General features: G+C 55.4%; 16 protein-coding genes and 2 tRNA genes. 8 read left to right on the top strand and 10 right to left on the bottom strand.

What is annotated here, in order from left to right; translation table 11 throughout:
* Positions 1-6 precede the first annotated feature (6 nt).
* The 6 genes from recF (at position 7) to Q0V70_RS06205 (ending at position 8855) form a co-directional block, all read left to right on the top strand.
* Positions 7-1248 (top strand): DNA replication/repair protein RecF, encoded by a 1242-nt coding sequence (recF, locus tag Q0V70_RS06230; protein ID WP_297589688.1) that lies wholly within the window; start codon positions 7-9, stop codon positions 1246-1248.
* A 50-nt stretch (positions 1249-1298) separates the two neighbouring features.
* Positions 1299-1967: a DUF721 domain-containing protein gene (locus tag Q0V70_RS06225; protein WP_297589685.1), complete on the top strand. Its 669-nt coding sequence runs from the start codon at positions 1299-1301 to the stop codon at positions 1965-1967.
* A gap of 199 nt (positions 1968-2166) precedes the next feature.
* Positions 2167-4191 carry a DNA topoisomerase (ATP-hydrolyzing) subunit B gene (gyrB, locus tag Q0V70_RS06220; RefSeq protein ID WP_297589682.1) on the top strand — a complete coding sequence of 675 codons (2025 nt, stop codon included), beginning with the start codon at positions 2167-2169 and terminating at the stop codon, positions 4189-4191.
* Positions 4192-4250: 59 nt separating this feature from the next.
* The gene (gene gyrA, locus Q0V70_RS06215; protein WP_297589679.1) at positions 4251-6794 is read left to right on the top strand and encodes a DNA gyrase subunit A; all 2544 of its coding nucleotides are present in this window, start codon (positions 4251-4253) and stop codon (positions 6792-6794) included.
* Between the two features lie 144 nt (positions 6795-6938).
* Positions 6939-7715 carry a DUF3566 domain-containing protein gene (locus Q0V70_RS06210; RefSeq protein ID WP_297589677.1) on the top strand — a complete coding sequence of 259 codons (777 nt, stop codon included), beginning with the start codon at positions 6939-6941 and terminating at the stop codon, positions 7713-7715.
* 60 nt (positions 7716-7775) lie between these two features.
* The gene (locus tag Q0V70_RS06205; RefSeq protein ID WP_297589674.1) at positions 7776-8855 is read left to right on the top strand and encodes a glycosyltransferase family A protein; all 1080 of its coding nucleotides are present in this window, start codon (positions 7776-7778) and stop codon (positions 8853-8855) included.
* Here Q0V70_RS06205 and Q0V70_RS06200 read toward each other — a convergent pair.
* The 8 genes from Q0V70_RS06200 to Q0V70_RS06165 all read right to left on the bottom strand — a co-directional run bounded on the left by Q0V70_RS06200 (position 8852) and on the right by Q0V70_RS06165 (position 14562).
* Positions 8852-9853, bottom strand: a complete 1002-nt coding sequence (locus Q0V70_RS06200; protein WP_297589671.1) for a DMT family transporter — start codon at positions 9851-9853, stop codon at positions 8852-8854. The two genes, Q0V70_RS06205 and Q0V70_RS06200, sit on opposite strands and share 4 nt — an antisense overlap.
* A 177-nt stretch (positions 9854-10030) precedes the next feature.
* A complete protein-coding gene (gene glf / locus Q0V70_RS06195) occupies positions 10031-11254 on the bottom strand; it encodes a UDP-galactopyranose mutase (RefSeq protein WP_297589668.1) in 1224 nt (407 codons plus the stop codon).
* Between the two features lie 94 nt (positions 11255-11348).
* Complete coding sequence (locus Q0V70_RS06190) at positions 11349-11645, bottom strand: type II toxin-antitoxin system YafQ family toxin (protein WP_297589666.1); 297 nt, start codon at positions 11643-11645, stop codon at positions 11349-11351.
* A gap of 3 nt (positions 11646-11648) precedes the next feature.
* On the bottom strand, positions 11649-11915 hold the full coding sequence (locus Q0V70_RS06185; protein ID WP_296180275.1) for a type II toxin-antitoxin system RelB/DinJ family antitoxin: 267 nt from the start codon (positions 11913-11915) through the stop codon (positions 11649-11651).
* 462 nt (positions 11916-12377) lie between these two features.
* Entirely contained in the window at positions 12378-12980 is a 603-nt protein-coding gene (locus Q0V70_RS06180; RefSeq protein ID WP_297589663.1) for a hypothetical protein, read from the bottom strand.
* Positions 12980-14134 (bottom strand): AAA family ATPase, encoded by a 1155-nt coding sequence (locus tag Q0V70_RS06175; RefSeq protein WP_297589661.1) that lies wholly within the window; start codon positions 14132-14134, stop codon positions 12980-12982. The genes Q0V70_RS06180 and Q0V70_RS06175 overlap by 1 nt, the downstream gene beginning before the upstream one ends.
* Before the next feature lie 245 nt (positions 14135-14379).
* Positions 14380-14452: transfer RNA gene (locus tag Q0V70_RS06170), tRNA-Ala, on the bottom strand.
* Positions 14453-14485: 33 nt separating this feature from the next.
* A tRNA-Ile gene (locus tag Q0V70_RS06165) sits at positions 14486-14562 on the bottom strand.
* 265 nt (positions 14563-14827) lie between these two features.
* Between Q0V70_RS06165 and Q0V70_RS06160 the strand changes: the two genes are divergently transcribed.
* The gene (locus Q0V70_RS06160) at positions 14828-15082 is read left to right on the top strand and encodes a hypothetical protein (RefSeq protein WP_297589658.1); all 255 of its coding nucleotides are present in this window, start codon (positions 14828-14830) and stop codon (positions 15080-15082) included.
* Complete coding sequence (locus tag Q0V70_RS06155; protein WP_297589657.1) at positions 15079-15339, top strand: CopG family transcriptional regulator; 261 nt, start codon at positions 15079-15081, stop codon at positions 15337-15339. Before Q0V70_RS06160 ends, Q0V70_RS06155 begins: the two co-directional genes overlap by 4 nt.
* 50 nt (positions 15340-15389) lie before the next feature.
* Here Q0V70_RS06155 and Q0V70_RS06150 read toward each other — a convergent pair whose 3' ends face one another.
* Both Q0V70_RS06150 and Q0V70_RS06145 read right to left on the bottom strand, forming a co-directional pair.
* A complete protein-coding gene (locus Q0V70_RS06150; protein WP_297589655.1) occupies positions 15390-15875 on the bottom strand; it encodes a prolyl-tRNA synthetase associated domain-containing protein in 486 nt (161 codons plus the stop codon).
* A gap of 89 nt (positions 15876-15964) precedes the next feature.
* Positions 15965-16204, bottom strand: a complete 240-nt coding sequence (locus Q0V70_RS06145; RefSeq protein ID WP_297589652.1) for a hydrolase — start codon at positions 16202-16204, stop codon at positions 15965-15967.
* Between the last annotated feature and the right edge of the window lie 182 nt (positions 16205-16386).

Here is a 16386-nt window from a genome sequence, read left to right as displayed (position 1 = left end):
GGGCGCGTGTTTGTTTCCGACCTGGCTCTGGACTGGTTTCGTTCCTACCGTCAGGTAATTGTGCACTTTCCGGCGGGAACCAACGTGTTTGTCGGTGCCAACGGGCAGGGCAAAACGAACCTGCTAGAGGCCATAAACTACCTGGCCGTGTTGGCTTCGCACCGAATTGGCACGGATGCGGGTTTGATTTTTCGCGAAACCGGAGACCCGGCCAGCTCACCCGCGCTACCGCGCGCGGGAGTAATTCGGGCTCGGATTCATCCCGGTAGCGACATCGCGGACCCGGAGGCTAACGGGGAACTGTTAGAGATGGAACTGTTGGCCGGCCGGGCCAATCGTGCCATGATAAACCGGCACAATGTGCGCCCGCGCGCCCTGCTGGGACACCTGTCTACAGTGCTGTTTGCCCCCGAAGATTTGCAACTGGTCCAAGGCGATCCCGCTACGCGCCGCACTTTCTTGGACCGCATCGCTATCCAGCTGCGCCCGACCTTGGCCGGGGCGTTGAGCGAATACACGAAAGTCGCCCGTCAACGCGGAGCTTACTTAAAAGACTTGGCGAAGCGCCGCGCGCCGATAGATGAAATCCAGCTGTCTATCTGGGACGATGCCCTGGTGCCGGCGGCGGTGGAAATCATGAGTGAACGGGCGCGGGTGGTAAGCCTGTTGGGCGAGTATCTGCCCCAGGTGTACGCCCGGATTGCCGGACATAGCGCCCCGGTGGGCCTGACATATGCGGATAGTGTCACGAAAACCCTTGATCTGCCCCCAGATGAACAGCAAAACCTGTGGTCAGACCCGGATTTATTGACAACCGCGTTTCGCCAAGCCCTGATCCAGCGCCGCGCCGATGAGGCTCGGCGTGGAGTCAACCTGGTCGGTCCGCATCGTGACGAACTGGAGCTGCACTTGCACGGCTTGCCAGTCAAAGGGTTTGCCTCGCACGGCGAGTCCTGGTCCTATGCTTTGAGTCTGCGTCTGGCGGAGTTTTCCTTGCTGCGCGAGAATTTTGCCGATGCCCCGGTGTTGCTGTTAGATGACGTGTTTGCCGAACTCGATGAACAGCGCCGCGCCGCCCTCCTGTGGGCTATTGACCAGGCCGACCAGGTGTTTATTACTTCCGCTACCGGAACCGAAATTCCCGATGCCCTGCACGCCGCTTTTTACCGCGTTACCCTCGACCCAGAAACCCGTGAAAGTAGCGTAGAGCCTCTCGGTCAGGGAGCGGCACCGGATTTTTTGCAATAATGTCAGAATAATGGCGGGGCAGTCACCGTCAGCAGGGAGGGGGGTCAGTCGTGGCTAAAGGCATCGACTATTCCGGGCTGTATCCCACCATGCATTCCCCCCTGCCGCGCCGCGCCGTAAAACGCTACCGGGAACTCATGTTCAGCCAGGGCTTTTATCCTCTCACCGGGAAAGTGCGCGGGTTCTCCACCACCGAGCCAGACGCGGACAGTTTGAGCGAACGGGAATGGCTGGACCGCGAAATCGCGAAAAAATATTACTCTGACCTGGCCAAAAGCCTCGATTCGACCCCGGAGCGCATCGAGCAGCTGGCCGCTCCGGGACCGGCCACCGCCAGTTTTACCGACCTGTCGCGTCCTTCCCGGAATGACCCGCAACAGGCCGGATTCCTGCTGGGACATCTGGCTCGGCGCCTGGGGTGGCAGACCCCGCTAGAAATCGCGGACGTAAAAAAACATTGGGAAGAATATGTCGGCGCCCAGGTCGCGGCCCATTCCACAGTAGAGAGTTTCGAGGGAGGCAAACTCATCGTCCGTACCGACTCCACCGCTTGGGCCACCCAGCTGAAATTTTTACTTCCCGAACTGCTCAAACAACTGACCCGGCAACTCGGGGCGGGAGTGGTGAACCAAATCATTATCCGAGGCCCCCAAGTGCCGTCCTGGAATCACGGACCGCGCAGCGTTCCGGGGCGCGGACCGCGCGACACCTACGGATAAAACCGGGCCAACCGGCCTGATGACAAAACTTGCCAGAACTCTAAAGCCGGGATTTACGGCCCGCAGAACCCACAAACCCGGTTTGCCATAATTTTACATAAAACCTGTTAAATCCCTCTTTACGCGTCTCTAAAGGGCAATCGCCAAAAAATTCGATAGGATTATAGTGGCGAAAAAGCCGAAAAAAGGAGACACGAACGTGAGCGATTTTGAAACGCCCGAGGAGCACTATGACGCTTCTGACATTAAGGTCCTCGAAGGCCTGGAAGCAGTGCGAGTCCGGCCCGGTATGTACATCGGATCCACCGGGGAGCGGGGCTTACACCACTTGGTTTATGAGGTGGTAGACAACTCGGTCGATGAGTCTTTGGCTGGGTACTGTGACCATATTGAGGTGACTTTACAAGCTGACGGCGGGGTGAGGGTGGCTGATAACGGCCGTGGTATTCCGGTGGCGGAACACCCTAGTGAACACCGCCCCACGGTGGAAGTTGTCATGACGATTCTGCACGCGGGAGGCAAGTTCGGCGGCTCGTCCTACGCGGTGTCCGGTGGCTTGCACGGGGTCGGCATTTCGGTGGTAAACGCCCTGTCCACGAGGATTTTGACCACCGTAAAGCGTGACGGTTACGAATGGCATATCGAGTTTGGTGACGGGGGCAAAGTCATCCAGCCGCTTCGCCGCGGCGAACCCACCGATGAAACCGGTACCGTTCAGGTGTTTTACCCGGACCCGGACATTTTTGAAACTGTCGAGTTTGACTATGAAACCCTGCGGACCCGTTTCCAACAGATGGCTTTCCTGAACAAGGGACTGCGCATCACCCTCACTGATGAACGCCCCAACGTGACTGCGGAAGGCGACTTCGTGACCGGGGATCAGGACGGGGAGGCGGATTCTCCCAAGGTCGGGCACCGTTCGGTGTCTTACTGTTACGAAAACGGTCTGCACGACTACGTGCATTTCATCAACACCACCAAAAAATCCGAGGTCATTCACGAGGAAATCATCGATTTTGAGGCCAGCGTAGAGGACACCGACAACGCGATGGCGCTGGAAATCGCCCTGCAGTGGACCAGCGCTTACTCCGAATCCATCTATACCTACGCCAACACCATCAACACCACCGAAGGCGGCACTCACGAGGAAGGGTTCCGCGCGGCGCTAACTTCGCTGATGAACAAGGTGGGCCGGGAAAAAGGCTTCATTAAGGACAAAGACGAAAATCTCTCCGGCGACGATTGCCGTGAGGGTTTAACCGCCGTGATTTCTGTGAAAATCCGCAACCCCCAGTTTGAGGGTCAGACGAAAACGAAACTCGGCAACACCGAGGCCCGCACTTTCGTACAGCAAACCGTATATTCCCAGCTGGGGGACTGGTTCGATGCGCATCCGGCGGAATGTAAGGCGATTATTTCCAAAGCCCAGTCCGCCCAGCAGGCCCGTAACGCGGCGCGGAAAGCCCGGGACGCAACCCGGCGCAAGACCGCTCTGGATTCCTTCTCAATGCCTGGTAAGCTGCGGGATTGCTCCAGCCGGGACGCTTCCGAATGCGAAATTTTCCTGGTCGAGGGCGATTCGGCAGGCGGTTCAGCGGTGGCGGGGCGCGACCCGGCTCACCAAGCTATCCTGCCGTTGCGCGGCAAAATCCTCAACGTAGAAAAAGCCCGCCTGGACCGCGCTTTGGACAACAAAGAAATCCAATCCCTCATCACCGCTTTTGGCACCGGGATTGGCGAGGATTTCGACCTGTCGAAACTGCGCTACTACAAAATTGTGCTGATGGCGGACGCTGACGTGGACGGGCAACACATCACCACCCTGCTGCTGACCCTGCTGTTCCGTTATATGCGTCCGCTCATCGAGAACGGTCACGTGTTCCTGGCCACCCCGCCGCTCTACCGCCTGAAGTGGTCCAACAAACCTCACCAGTTCGTCTATTCCGACAAGGAAAAGGACAAGCTCGTCAGCTTGGGCCTGGACTCCGGGGCGCGAATGCCCAAGGAGGGCGGGATTCAACGCTACAAGGGCCTGGGCGAGATGAGCGCCCAGGAACTGTGGGAAACCACGATGGATCCCAGCGTGCGACTGTTGAAACAGGTCACGATGGACGAGGCTGCTTCCGCTGACGAAGTATTTTCGCTGCTCATGGGCGAGGACGTGAGTTCGCGGCGCGCCTTTATCCAACGCAACGCCCAAGACGTGCGGTTCTTGGATATCTAAGCGAACGACAACCACAAGCCACGGTGAAACTCTCACCAAGCTATTGAAAGACAAGGGAAATGGCTGATAACCAAGACAACAACGATTCCGAAGTCGAGGACATCCTTCATCCTGATGCCCCCGTGATTACCGAGGCGGAATCCCCCCGCGTCATGCAGGTGGATTTGGAAAAAGAGATGAAAAAGTCCTACATGGACTACGCCATGAGCGTCATCGTGGGCCGCGCCCTGCCCGATGTGCGCGATGGGCTGAAACCGGTACACCGTCGCGTCATCTACACCATGTATGACGGTGGATACCGTCCGAACGGCGGGTATTCCAAGTGTATGCGCGTGGTGGGCGACGTTTTGGGTCACTTCCACCCGCACGGGGATTTGTCGGTCTATGACGCACTAGCCCGGTTGGTGCAGCCCTGGTCGCTGCGTTACCCCTTGGTGGCTGGTCAAGGTAACTTTGGTTCCCCTGGTAACCTCGGCCCGGCCGCGCCTCGGTACACGGAATGCAAGATGGCGGCCCTCGCCATGGAAATGGTGCGTGACATTGACGAGGACACCGTCGATTTCATGGACAACTATGACGGGCGCTCCCAAGAACCGACCGTGCTGCCCAGCCGTATCCCGAACCTGCTAATTAACGGGTCGGAGGGTATCGCGGTGGGCATGGCGACCCGGATTCCGCCCCACAACTTGCGGGAAGTCGCGGACGCCGCCCAATGGTATCTGCAAAACCCCGAAGCTACCCGTGAAGAGTTGCTCGAGGCGTGCTTGCAGCGCATCAAAGGCCCGGATTTCCCCACCGGCGCCACAATTCTGGGTCGGCGCGGGATTGAGGAAACCTACCGGACCGGCCGCGGTTCCATCACCCAGCGCGCGGTGGTTAACGTAGAGGAACTCAACGGGCGCACCTGCCTGGTGGCGACCGAGCTGCCCTACCAGGTCAACCCCGATAACCTGCAGGTTAAGATTGCGCAGCTGGTCAAAGACGGCCAGTTGCAGGGCATTGCGGATATTCGTGACGAAACGTCGGATCGGGCCGGGACCCGGATTGTGGTGGTGCTGAAACGCGACGCTGTTCCGAAAGTCGTGCTGAATAACCTGTATAAACGCACCCAGCTGCAAGATTCCTTCCCCGCCAACATGTTGGCGCTGGTTGACGGGGTGCCCCGGACCCTGTCTATTGACGGTTTTGTCCACTATTGGACCGCCCACCAGGTCGATGTCATCAAACGCCGCACCGCTTTCCGGTTGGCGAAAGCCCAGGAACGGCTGCATATCTTGCAAGGCTACCTGGCGGCTTTGGATGCGCTCGATGAAGTTATCGCGTTGATTCGCCGTTCTCCAACCGCAGAAGACGCCCGGGTCGGGTTGATGGATTTCCTCAAGGTGGACGAGGTTCAGGCTGACGCGATTCTGGCTTTGCAGCTGCGCCGGTTGGCCGCCTTGGAGCGCCAAAAGATTTTGGACGAACACGCCGAATTAGAGGCGAAAGTCGCCGACTATGAAGACATTTTGGCTCGCCCTGAACGCCAGCGCGCCATTGTGTCCGAGGAACTGGGCGAAATCACCGAAAAGTGGGGCGACGAACGCAAGACCACCATCGTGCCTTTTGATGGGGAAATGTCGATGGAGGATCTCATTCCCGAAGAAGACGTGGTGGTCACCATCACGCGTGGCGGTTACGCGAAACGCACGCGGGTCGACGCTTACCGATCCCAACATCGCGGCGGCAAAGGCATTAAAGGCGCGACGCTGCGCGAAGAGGACCAGGTCGAGCATTTCTTTACGACCTCCTCGCACGACTGGCTACTGTTCTTTACGAACTTCGGTCGGGTGTATCGCGCGAAAGCCTACGAGATTCCCGAAGGCGGGCGCGACTCAAAGGGTCAGCACGTGGCGAACCTGCTGGCTTTCCAGCCCGAGGAACGTATCGCCCAGGTCCTGCAGGTTTCCTCGTTTGAGGACAAGTCCTACCTGGTGTTGGCGACTCGGCTCGGGTTCGTGAAAAAGACTCGGCTGACCGATTACGACACGAACCGGACCGGCGGGTTGATTGCGATTAAACTGCGCGAGGACGATGCCGGGGAGGCGGATCAGCTGGTTTCCGCGTGCCTGGCGGACGCGACCGATGACCTGATTTTGGTGTCTCGTCACGGTCAATCCTTAAGGTTTACCGCCAGCGATGAGCAGCTGCGCCCGATGGGTCGGGCCACGTCCGGCGTGACAGGGATGCGGTTTAGGACCAAGGATGAGCTGTTGACCATGGACGTGGTGCGTGAGGGCGCGGACCTGTTCGTGGTGACCGAGGGCGGATTTGCGAAACGCACGGCGCTGTCGGAATACCGAGTGCAAGGCCGCGGCGGCCTGGGGATTAAGGTCGCGAACCTGGTTGAGGCTCGTGGCGACCTGGTCGGCGCGCTGGTCACCGAGGAGGACTCGGAAGTGCTGGTCATCATGGCGGGAGGCAAAATCGTGCGTTCCCGAGTCGATGAAGTCAGCCGGACCGGGCGCAACACTCAGGGCGTGATTTTCTCCCGGGCTGATGAGGGTGACAAAGTCATCGCTATTACCCTCAATGTGGACAATGATTCGCAGCTGGAGGAATAGCGAGAATAATCGATGCGGGATTTCCCACTTTGTGCGATATATTGCAAAAGTCCTCTAAATCGTCACAGTGAGAACCCAGGATTATGAATTGAGCCGCCGGTGGCTAGGCTCTAAAATCGAGAAAACATCTGAAGGGGATGGAACATGCGGATAAACGGAAATTCTGACGGGAATAATCCCGCCCCCAATCCCGATACGACTGAGGATAGCGAGGATCCCAGCGTCTCCTGGGCCAAGCTGGGCCACGCCGACCCCTATTCAGGTGCTTTGCAGGCCGATAGTCAGGCGACAAATCCGGTTCCTCCGCCTCCGCCGGCAGACACGGCCAGCTTGACAGGTCAAACCCCGCAGGAATCACCAGTGGATGCACCCTCGACTGACGGTCAACCCGATGAGGCTGAGGAGTCTGAAACCCCAGTTCCCACCCCAGCGAAAAGTTATGTCGACGATCGCGCGGCCGCCAAGGCTGCCAAGAAAGCCGAGCGGGAAGCGGCCCGGGAGGCCCGGCGTATGGAGGCAGCGAAGCGAATGCAGGAACGCGAGGAAGCCGCTGATTTGCCTGACGTGCGCCGCGTGAAGCTGACTTTGTCCCGCATCAATCCGCTGTCGGCCATGAAGATTGGGTTCCTGGTCGCGGTCGCGCTGTCCGTAGTCATGCTGGTTGCGTCTATCGTGTTGTGGATTGTGCTGGACATGCTGCACGTATTTTCCTCCATGCAAGGCTTTTTACAGGCGCTGTCCGCGACTGCATTGGTGAACCTGGTTGACGCTTTGACGTTTAGCCGGACAATTGCTCTGGTCGCGATTTTTGGCGTACTCCAGATTATTATTTTGACTGTACTGAGCTGGCTGGCTGCCGTGATTTACAACTTGATTGCCCGCATGGTGGGTGGGTTACACGTGGTAATGACGGACGAATGAGCCCTTCCCCGACGGACGGGGACTGACGAAATAACAACGAAATCCTAGTGAGGGAACCTGATGGCAGAAACGAATATTACCGCGCAAACCGATGACCGTACTGATGATTTGGCAGATCGAGACATTACCCTGACTTTTGTCATTCCGTGCTACAACTCCGAAGATTACATGGACGCCTGTATTTCCTCGATGATTGGGGCGGGTGAGGACACCGAAATCATCATTGTTAATGACGGTTCTCGGGACCACACCGGAGAGAAAGCCGACAAGTGGGCGCAGGCTATGCCCGACAAAATTCGGGTCATTCACCAGGAGAATGCCGGTCATGGCGGCGCGGTGATGGCGGGTTTGCAGGCGGCTCGCGGCCGGTATTTTAAGGTGGTTGACTCGGATGACTGGCTGGATCGGGTCGGATTAAACCTGCTGATGTCCAAGCTGAGAACGTTCCTGGCACATAATGAGCAGGTTGACCTGGTTGTCTGTAATTATGTTTACGAGCACGTGTTGACGGGTTCGCGCAAAGTTATCCGCTACAATCGCGCCCTGCCGCTGAACCGGGTTATCACCTGGAATCAGGTCGGAAACTTCGGGGTGGGGCAAAACATCCTGATGCACTCCACGGTTTATCGCACCCAGGTGCTGCGAGAATCCGGGATGGTCATGCCTAAGCACACGTTCTATGTAGATAACATTTTTGTCTACGTTCCCCTCCCTTATGTTAAGAAACTGTACTATTTACCGGTTGACCTGTATCACTACTTTATCGGGCGTGATGACCAGTCCGTCAACGAGACTGTTATGCTGGGTCGACTCGATCAACAGATGCGGGTGACCCGGGCGCTGGTCGATGCCTACACCTTGCCCGACGACGTTCCTAACCCGCGCTTGGCAAAGTATATGGAAGGCTTCCTGGCGCTGATTGTTACGGCGTCTTCCGCTTTCTCGCTGTTGCGTGGCGATCACGAAGCGTTGCGAATGCGTGATGAGATGTGGAAACACATTTACGCCAAGAGCCCGCGCATGGCACGCAACCTAAAGCGTCATCCGCTGGTTATGGGTTCGAGCGTTAAGAAACCGCCGCTGAAGTGGGCCGCGGTTAAGACCTACCGCCTGGCCCAACACCTCTATCGGTTTAACTAACTTGCGGTGGGGGTGTCCGGCTCTGGCGCGCCGGGCCCGTCCGAACGGTTCGCCGGGTCGGCCTTTTCCTCTTGAGCTGAGGGTGAATCGATAGCGATTCCGGCGGTGTGTTCTAAGACTATGGGTTGATGGGCTTTCAAGTGGGTCAGCCCGACAATCCCGGCGATGGAGACCAGCCCACAGGCGATAATCCCCAATGTGACTCCAGCGGTGAAGTTCTTGCCCTCACCCAGGACGGCGATGCCGAAGCACACTGCGATGATGGGAGAAGTGATGGTCATTGAGGCGACGACCAGTTCGGCTTGTCCGGTGGCGTAACCCTGCTGCACCATCCAGCCGGCGGTCATCGAACCAATGACCAAAACCACCAGGACTATCCAGAACATCGGGTTGTCAGCCCAGTTATGCTGGCGCACAAAAATGATGAGAGTACGCACCAGCGAGGCTTCCAGACCGTAAAACATAGCCCCACCGCTGCCCCAAAAAAAAGAGCGCCACACGCGCGGCCCTTTTGCGCCCAACGTCCCGAAAGACCCGGCCAGAATATAAATCGTGATGGCGCCGATAAAGACTTTTATAGTCGTCAAGGGTTGATCCGGCGCGGAATAGTAGGACACCAGGAAAGTGAAAAGGCCGGTGGCCAGCACCGTCATCGCGACCAAAGCCCCCTCGCGCTTGCGAATCCGCTGGCGCGTGACCCGCGCTTGCAAAATCATGGACCAGGGGAAAGCCAGCAACCCCACGGGCTGCACCACGGTGACCGGGGCAAAGAACAGGGCGGTAATCTGACACCCCAAAGACATTCCCATCAGCAATAATCCTTGCCACCACCGGCGGTTTTTCAGGCTCGCCAGGAGCTGGTCGGACTTCAAGCGCCGCCGGCTTTGGTTGTGTTTGACCTCGTGGCGGATGGCGCTGTTTTGATACCGGGCAGCGAGGGCGAAACAAAACGACCCGACCACCTGCAGGGCGATGGCTAAGGGTATGTTGTGTTCCAAAGCTGTCCTCTCGGTATAGGCTGGCCTGCGCGGTTGGCTGGTTCGCCGGGGTCGATGGGCGGAGAATCTGCAGGGTTCCCGACGCGGTGGGCGGGTGCCTGACCGGAGAATCGGGTTTTACCTGAGTTAATGGTAGCGAAATATCTGATTTTTCACCGGGTAAAGCGAATCCTCCGGTTAATCGTCCTGTCCGGCCACAAAAGAAATGGAGGGGCGTTCCCCGCGCAGATGCGGCAACACTACCGCTTCGGCGCGTGCCAGGGCAGACCCGATAGCCATGTGCATATCCAAGTATTTGTACGTACCTAAACGTCCGCCGAACAGTACGTTTGGTTCGGCGGCTGCCAGTTCGCGGTACTTCACCAGGCGTTGGCGGTCGGTGTCCTTATTGATGGGGTAGTACGGTTCGTCGCCGCGCTGGGCAAAGCGGGAATATTCCCGTGCGATGACGGTTTTATCCGCAGGGTAGCGGTCGGCGCGTTCGGGATGGAAGTGGCGGAATTCGTGGATGCGCGTGTAGGGGACGGAGGGGTCTCCGTAGTTCATGACGGGGCAGCCTTGGAAATCCCCAGTCGGTTTCACCTCCAGTTCCAGGTCAATGGTGCGCCACCCCAGCTCGCCCTCGCTGTAGGCAAAGTATTCGTCAATCGGCCCGGTGTAGACGACAGGAATACGCCCGACCGTAGCGGTTTTTGACCAAGGGTTGTTGGGGTTTTCATCGAAAAAGTCTACGTCCAGGTGGACGGTGATGTTTTCGTGGGTGGCCATGTTCGTCAGCCAAGCACCGTATCCGTCAACCGGTAAACCCTCGTAGGAATCGTTGAAATAGCGGTTGTCGTAGTTGTAGCGAACCGGGAGGCGGGACACAATGGAGGCCGGGAGCTCGGTGGGGTCGGTCTGCCATTGTTTCGCGGTGTAGCCCTCGAAAAAGGCTTCGAACAGCGGTTTTCCGACCAGGGAGATGCCTTTCGTGCGGAAGTTTTCGTTGGCATCCTCGCCTTGGATTTCCTCGGCCTGCCGGGCGATGAGTGCGCGAGCCTGGTCGGGAGTGTAGGCGGCGTGAAAGAATTGGTTGATGGTGCCGAGGTTCACGGGCATGGGGAAAACCTCGCCGTGGACGGTCGTGTAAACCTTATGAATGTAAGGCGTAAGCTTGGTAAAGCGGTTGACGTAGTCCCACACTCGCTGGTTGGAAGTGTGGAACAGGTGAGCGCCATACTTGTGAACTTCAATGCCGGTCTGGGCTTCGGGCTCGGACCAGGCGTTGCCGCCCAAGTGGGCCCGACGGTCAATCATGACAACCTTATATCCAGCTTCGGCGACTTCGCGGGCGATGGTGAGGCCAAATAAGCCGGTACCAACCACCAACAGGTCCGGCGTTTCAGGGGTGTTTGTAAACATGACTCGAACCTATCAAAAAACCTCGCCGCCCGGAACTCCCGCGCAGTGGCGGGGATGTACTTAGGATAACGTCCGCCGACCAGCGACAAATTATTCACCGAAAGATGTCGTCGTGGCTGCCGGTGCGTTGAAACACGGCGATGCCGTTGCCCGTGCGCCACACCAAGAGCCAATTACCAACATTTGCCACATGGCATTCGTTGCTTCCTGCCCAACTACCTTTTAACGTATGTGCGTTGTGTCGTCGACGCAGCTCATCATGAGATGCCGGGGTATTTTCGAGAATGAGCCTGATTACTTCATGCAACACAGTCGTGTCTCGATGCTTACGTTTTAGAGATTTAATATCGCGTTGAAAGCTGGAGGTGTAATCAGGAATGAGCGGTGACATATATTAAATCCCCAGGTCGTCAAACATTTCTTGGGCATTTTTGAAACGCCCCGTGCCGCCTTGGGCGATGATTTCCTCGGCTTCGTGAATCGATTTTTCCGATTCCTCGTTGGGCTCTGGGTAGGACAGGTTCAGTGGAATGCGCCGTTCCCGCACCATCTGGCGGTAAAAAGCGCGGGTAACAGAAGATAAATCAAAGCCAAAGTCCTCTGCGATGGAGGCAGCAGCCTCCTTCGTAGCAGTATCAACGCGGATTGTAACTGAACTCATTTGACACCTTCCAGCGATCAACGTCTTACATTATTATGATAATGTCTTACAGACCTCTGGTCAATATCTGTTTTGCCAAGGCCTGACTGAGCGTTTTCAACCCGTTCATGTTCCGATTCTGCATTAGGTGCCGACTGGTCGTCTCACCAAAGCATGAAAATGGGCTGCGGGTTCGGTTATGTATTAAATTGGCGATTAAATCGGGGTTCGTGGCTATATAGACCAGCAACCTCGATTTAATCGCCAATTTCTAACACGAATCCCCGACACCACTGGAAAAATGCCAAGCGGTGACACAAGCACCATTGTCTATGTGCATTTGATATCCCCACACTCTTTGTTAATATGGACACGAAGACCCCGGAACGATCCCCAGCCTTTGCTGAATCGCCGGGGTTACGTCTACCCTGATTTTATCTGCTGACACAAACCCCCACACCCCCGGAAAAATACCAAAAAATATTACAGTTCTCTCAATCTAAGAACTGCTCGGTGTAGACTCCCAGAATTTTCGGCAGCTGAACTAAATGACCAGGCAGAATCAGCGTATTTCTGGAGTATGTTCACGTATAAATCCCCGGGCTTGCCATTGCTTCGAACCATATGGGATCGAATGTCACGTTTGTTTGACTTACTACACAATTTCAGTAATTCAGTTTTGGCATTCTTTAAATCATCAGGGTTCCGGGGGACGATGCTAGGAGATACTCCGAAAAAACTAGCAAAATTCTCACGATCCGCCAGGTACCATGACTCGATTGAGGGTTTGACGATACGCAGACAAAAATGCGAATCTTTGAGAAGTCGTGGGTTGGCCGATTTGGGCAAAAGACTCTGCACCAGTTCTACCGGGCAAAAATAATCCGCATCTCTGAAAATTACCCAACCGTTTTCTGGGTCTGGGTCATTCGCGGCTGCACAAACATATTTCGAAATATTGGCATCTAGTTTTTTAACTCCGTTAGTAGCACGTATGTCGACAATGGTATGGCCAGTTGCCTCTTTGATTAGCCTGGTCACTATACTCTTGTCACTGTCGCCCTCTACAACTACACGCAACTGCATTAGCGTTCCCCCAAGGCTGCTGGAAGAAGATTCACGCTTCGGGGGGAAATCAGTTCATTCGTGATTTCTGACAGGGGTAGGTCTGCATCAATTTGGGGACTGACACTTAATATCTCAGAAAGTAAATTGGCTACTGTGCCATCGCTGGTAACCTGAAGTACCAGCACCTCGGAAGGATCCACGCCTTCATCATCTAATATAGCTGGGGCGTGAGTAGAGATGAACAACTGAGTCGGAATTCCTCGCTGTGCCTGCGCAAACAAGCTGGGCAACATACCTACAACTGAGTTGTTTAAGGAAAGCTCTGGTTCCTCCAACAGCAGAATTCCACCAGATCTTGGAGCGCTAATTAATGTCCATACAATCCCAAGTAGACGCAACGTACCGTCTGAAAAATATTGTTCATTTTGTTTAGCTTCGTGAGATCTCCAATTCTCGTATGAGGCAACCAAGTGAGGTTTCCCTTTGGCATCGATGTCTAGCTGCAAATCTTTGAATTGAGGTACTGCAGCCCGCAGAGATTCTGCCATTTTTTTTAGCCGAGCAGCCCGTGTTTTCATAGGCTGAACGCCATTCACTTGTGATGGCAAATCCGACCCGTAAATCTCCTTAAAAACCTCTGATGTGATATCTGGATGTCTTAACAATTGGGGAACCAGATGTAGATATTTGATTGAAGCAAAAAATTTTGCGATTTGGCGGAACTCTGCGTTGGCTGAAATCTGTTCTAAATGAGTCTGCGTCAACAAGTCCGAGTCAGTTTTATCTTCTGTCGAGGGGCGTCGAAGAATTATTTCATCATCTTTTTCTACGATTTCCTCGTCTACAGTGGCCCGATGCAGACCGTGAGGTTCGACCTTAATCGACAGGTAATAGCGCCACCGAATATTATCTTCCTTCAAAGAAATGTCAATCTCTATATTGGGCTTTTTACGAGCAAACAAGCTGCGAACTGCGGCAGCACCACCTCGCTTTTCCAAGGCTGCAGTTAACCCGCCTCCAGGTGTACAAATATCGCCCAGGAATCGGAAAACATCCATAAGATTTGATTTTCCGGCAGCGTTGGGGCCAATCATGAACAAGCGCTTTCCCACATCAAACTCTACAGTTTTAAAATTTCGCCAGTTCCGAACCTTTACACTTGTAATTTCCATGAGAAAATCTTAACCACATACTGTCAAAAATGTACATAAACGCAACGTAAAATTCTGGGTCTTCCCAATCATGGGGCATCGCGCAGCAGATTAATGGTGCTACCTCCTCAGCGGAACTCGGGCTGTGGCAACAGTTTGTTCGTCTGTAGTTTTGCTCGTAATTGCACGGAAAGACCCAGGTTAGATTGCTGTATGGCTCGCACATTTTGAAAACCTAAAAGGCTGATTTCTCCGGTTTTCTCCGGTGGAGCTAGGGGGACTCGAACCCCCGACCCTCTGCTTGCAAAGCAGATGCGCTACCAGCTGCGCTATAGCCCCGTTTGTTATGAAAAAACCCCGACGATTCGGGGTTGGTGGGCCTAGCTGGGCTCGAACCAGCGACCTCAGTCTTATCAGGACTGCGCTCTAACCAACTGAGCTATAGGCCCTTTGGGCACCAGAAGATACTACCCGAACCCGCTATCTTGCGCAAATTCGCGGGGTATGCGGGCGGGGGTACGCATCGGCATGTGCTGACGATGTCACAAGCGCGGTGGGTTGCGTGGGGGTTTTCACAAGCGGGGTGGTTACAGCGTGCTTGGCTGTGGCTGGATTGGTGGTGTCACGGGCAACGTCTCAGCGTGAAAATGCCTTGCACACTTACGAAATACATAATACAATATATGTCGTACATAATAGTGGGCAGGAAATACAGTGGAGATATTCATCAACGCTCGGATTGCGCAACGCCACCCCGACATAACACCGGCGATGGTGCGCGAAGCCTGGAACACAACGTTGAGATGTATTCCCCGAGATACCGACCCTGTGCAATGGGTGGGTGTAGGAATCGCTGATGGAAAACTCATTGAGTACATCGCGATTGAGAATGATAACGAAACTTGGCACGTGTTCCACGCTATGAAAGCAACCAGGAAAACATTGAGAGAGGTAGGGCTGGAAAAATGAGTTGGACTGCGGCAAACGGCACGACCTACAGCGATGAACAAATCGAGCAATGGGCCACCGCCCAAGAGACCGAACCCGAGTACACGGGCTCGCATCTCGCTGCCTCCAAGCCCGGCAGGCCCGTTACCATCGGAAAAAACGCTCAACCTTTCACGATTCGGTTGGACGAAGCCCGGAGAAACAAAATAACCGCCTTGGCCAAAAAAATGAACACCACTCCCAGCGGTCTGGTGCGCGACCTCATCGACGCTATGTAACCAGAGCTACCTCGCGCCGAACCAATCGGCCGCGAACCCAGGGTGTGGAATTACACCTCCACTAAATGGTATGCAATCCCCAGCTCGTCATAGAGCCGCAGGAAATCCTGGGTCCCCAGGAACAGGGTGGCGCGGTTGTCGCCCGGATGGAAGGTGAAAATTTCCTCCTGCATCATGGCTTTGTCCAGGTAGAGCGCGACCGAACGGTGGTCGGGATCAATCATTCCGAGGGGCGAGACGACTCCTGGTTCCAGGCCGAGGGTCTGAGCCAGCAGCTCTCCGGATCCGAAGGACAGGCGGCTTTCCCCGACTTCGCTGGCAAAACCCTTTAGGTCAATCTGTTTAAACTCATCCGTAATTAAAAGGTACGTGCGAGTTTTCTTGCGGTTGGTCAGGAACAGGCTCTTGGTGCGCACGCCCTCGTGGCCCTCGATATATTCGTCCGCCAGCTCGATGGTTGTAGCCGGCGGGTGTTCCACCAGCTTGTATTCGATGCCGTGTTCCTGCAGGGTTTCCAGTATTTTACTGCGTTCCATTGGTTCCTCCTGCTGGTGATGTGTCTGGTGTGAGGGTGAAAAAAAGACCCACCGTGTTGCGGTGGGTCATGAGGCTGTGGCTGACTGCGTTAGTCCGCGCTGACCTCCACCAGAACCTGTTCGTAGCTGCCGTAGGAGATTTCTACGGGCTGTACTTGAGTGTTTCCGGTCAGTTTGGATTCGTGGTCGGCAGCCTGAGCAGGCAGTAGGGTGCTCAAAGCCACCACCAGGGCTAACGCCACTGCGGTAAACACGCCCTTCTTTTGTGTCTGCATGGTTCCTCCATCTTTCTCTCCCTGCGGACAGTTGATAACGGACACGTCCAGCATCAACGCCGCTATACAGTCAACTATACCCGATTTTCAGGAAATTACAAGTTGTTTTTCCAAATTCTTTCACCGGGATTTTTCGCGGATTGTTGGGGGTTTCTGTCCATATCAGAGGGATTTCCCGTTTCATTATCGGAAACCGGGGCCTCCTGTAGTCTGAAGGAATCCTGGAAATGTCTGGT

The organism is uncultured Mobiluncus sp. (assembly GCF_947087965.1).
Taxonomy (GTDB): Bacteria; Actinomycetota; Actinomycetes; order Actinomycetales; family Actinomycetaceae; genus Mobiluncus.
This window is presented reverse-complemented; position numbering and strand designations above follow the sequence as displayed.

Bases quoted from the DNA above. Each gene is read 5' to 3' on its own strand.
- Q0V70_RS06145 (WP_297589652.1), bottom strand. From the start codon at position 16,204: ATGCTGGACGTGTCCGTTATCAACTGTCCGCAGGGAGAGAAAGATGGA.
- Q0V70_RS06155 (WP_297589657.1), top strand. From the start codon at position 15,079: ATGAGTTGGACTGCGGCAAACGGCACGACCTACAGCGATGAACAAATC.
- Q0V70_RS06150 (WP_297589655.1), bottom strand. From the start codon at position 15,875: ATGGAACGCAGTAAAATACTGGAAACCCTGCAGGAACACGGCATCGAA.
- Q0V70_RS06180 (WP_297589663.1), bottom strand. From the start codon at position 12,980: ATGCAGTTGCGTGTAGTTGTAGAGGGCGACAGTGACAAGAGTATAGTG.
- Q0V70_RS06205 (WP_297589674.1), top strand. From the start codon at position 7,776: ATGGCAGAAACGAATATTACCGCGCAAACCGATGACCGTACTGATGAT.
- gyrA (WP_297589679.1), top strand. From the start codon at position 4,251: ATGGCTGATAACCAAGACAACAACGATTCCGAAGTCGAGGACATCCTT.
- Q0V70_RS06190 (WP_297589666.1), bottom strand. From the start codon at position 11,645: ATGTCACCGCTCATTCCTGATTACACCTCCAGCTTTCAACGCGATATT.
- Q0V70_RS06175 (WP_297589661.1), bottom strand. From the start codon at position 14,134: ATGGAAATTACAAGTGTAAAGGTTCGGAACTGGCGAAATTTTAAAACT.
- Q0V70_RS06185 (WP_296180275.1), bottom strand. From the start codon at position 11,915: ATGAGTTCAGTTACAATCCGCGTTGATACTGCTACGAAGGAGGCTGCT.
- glf (WP_297589668.1), bottom strand. From the start codon at position 11,254: ATGTTTACAAACACCCCTGAAACGCCGGACCTGTTGGTGGTTGGTACC.
- Q0V70_RS06210 (WP_297589677.1), top strand. From the start codon at position 6,939: ATGCGGATAAACGGAAATTCTGACGGGAATAATCCCGCCCCCAATCCC.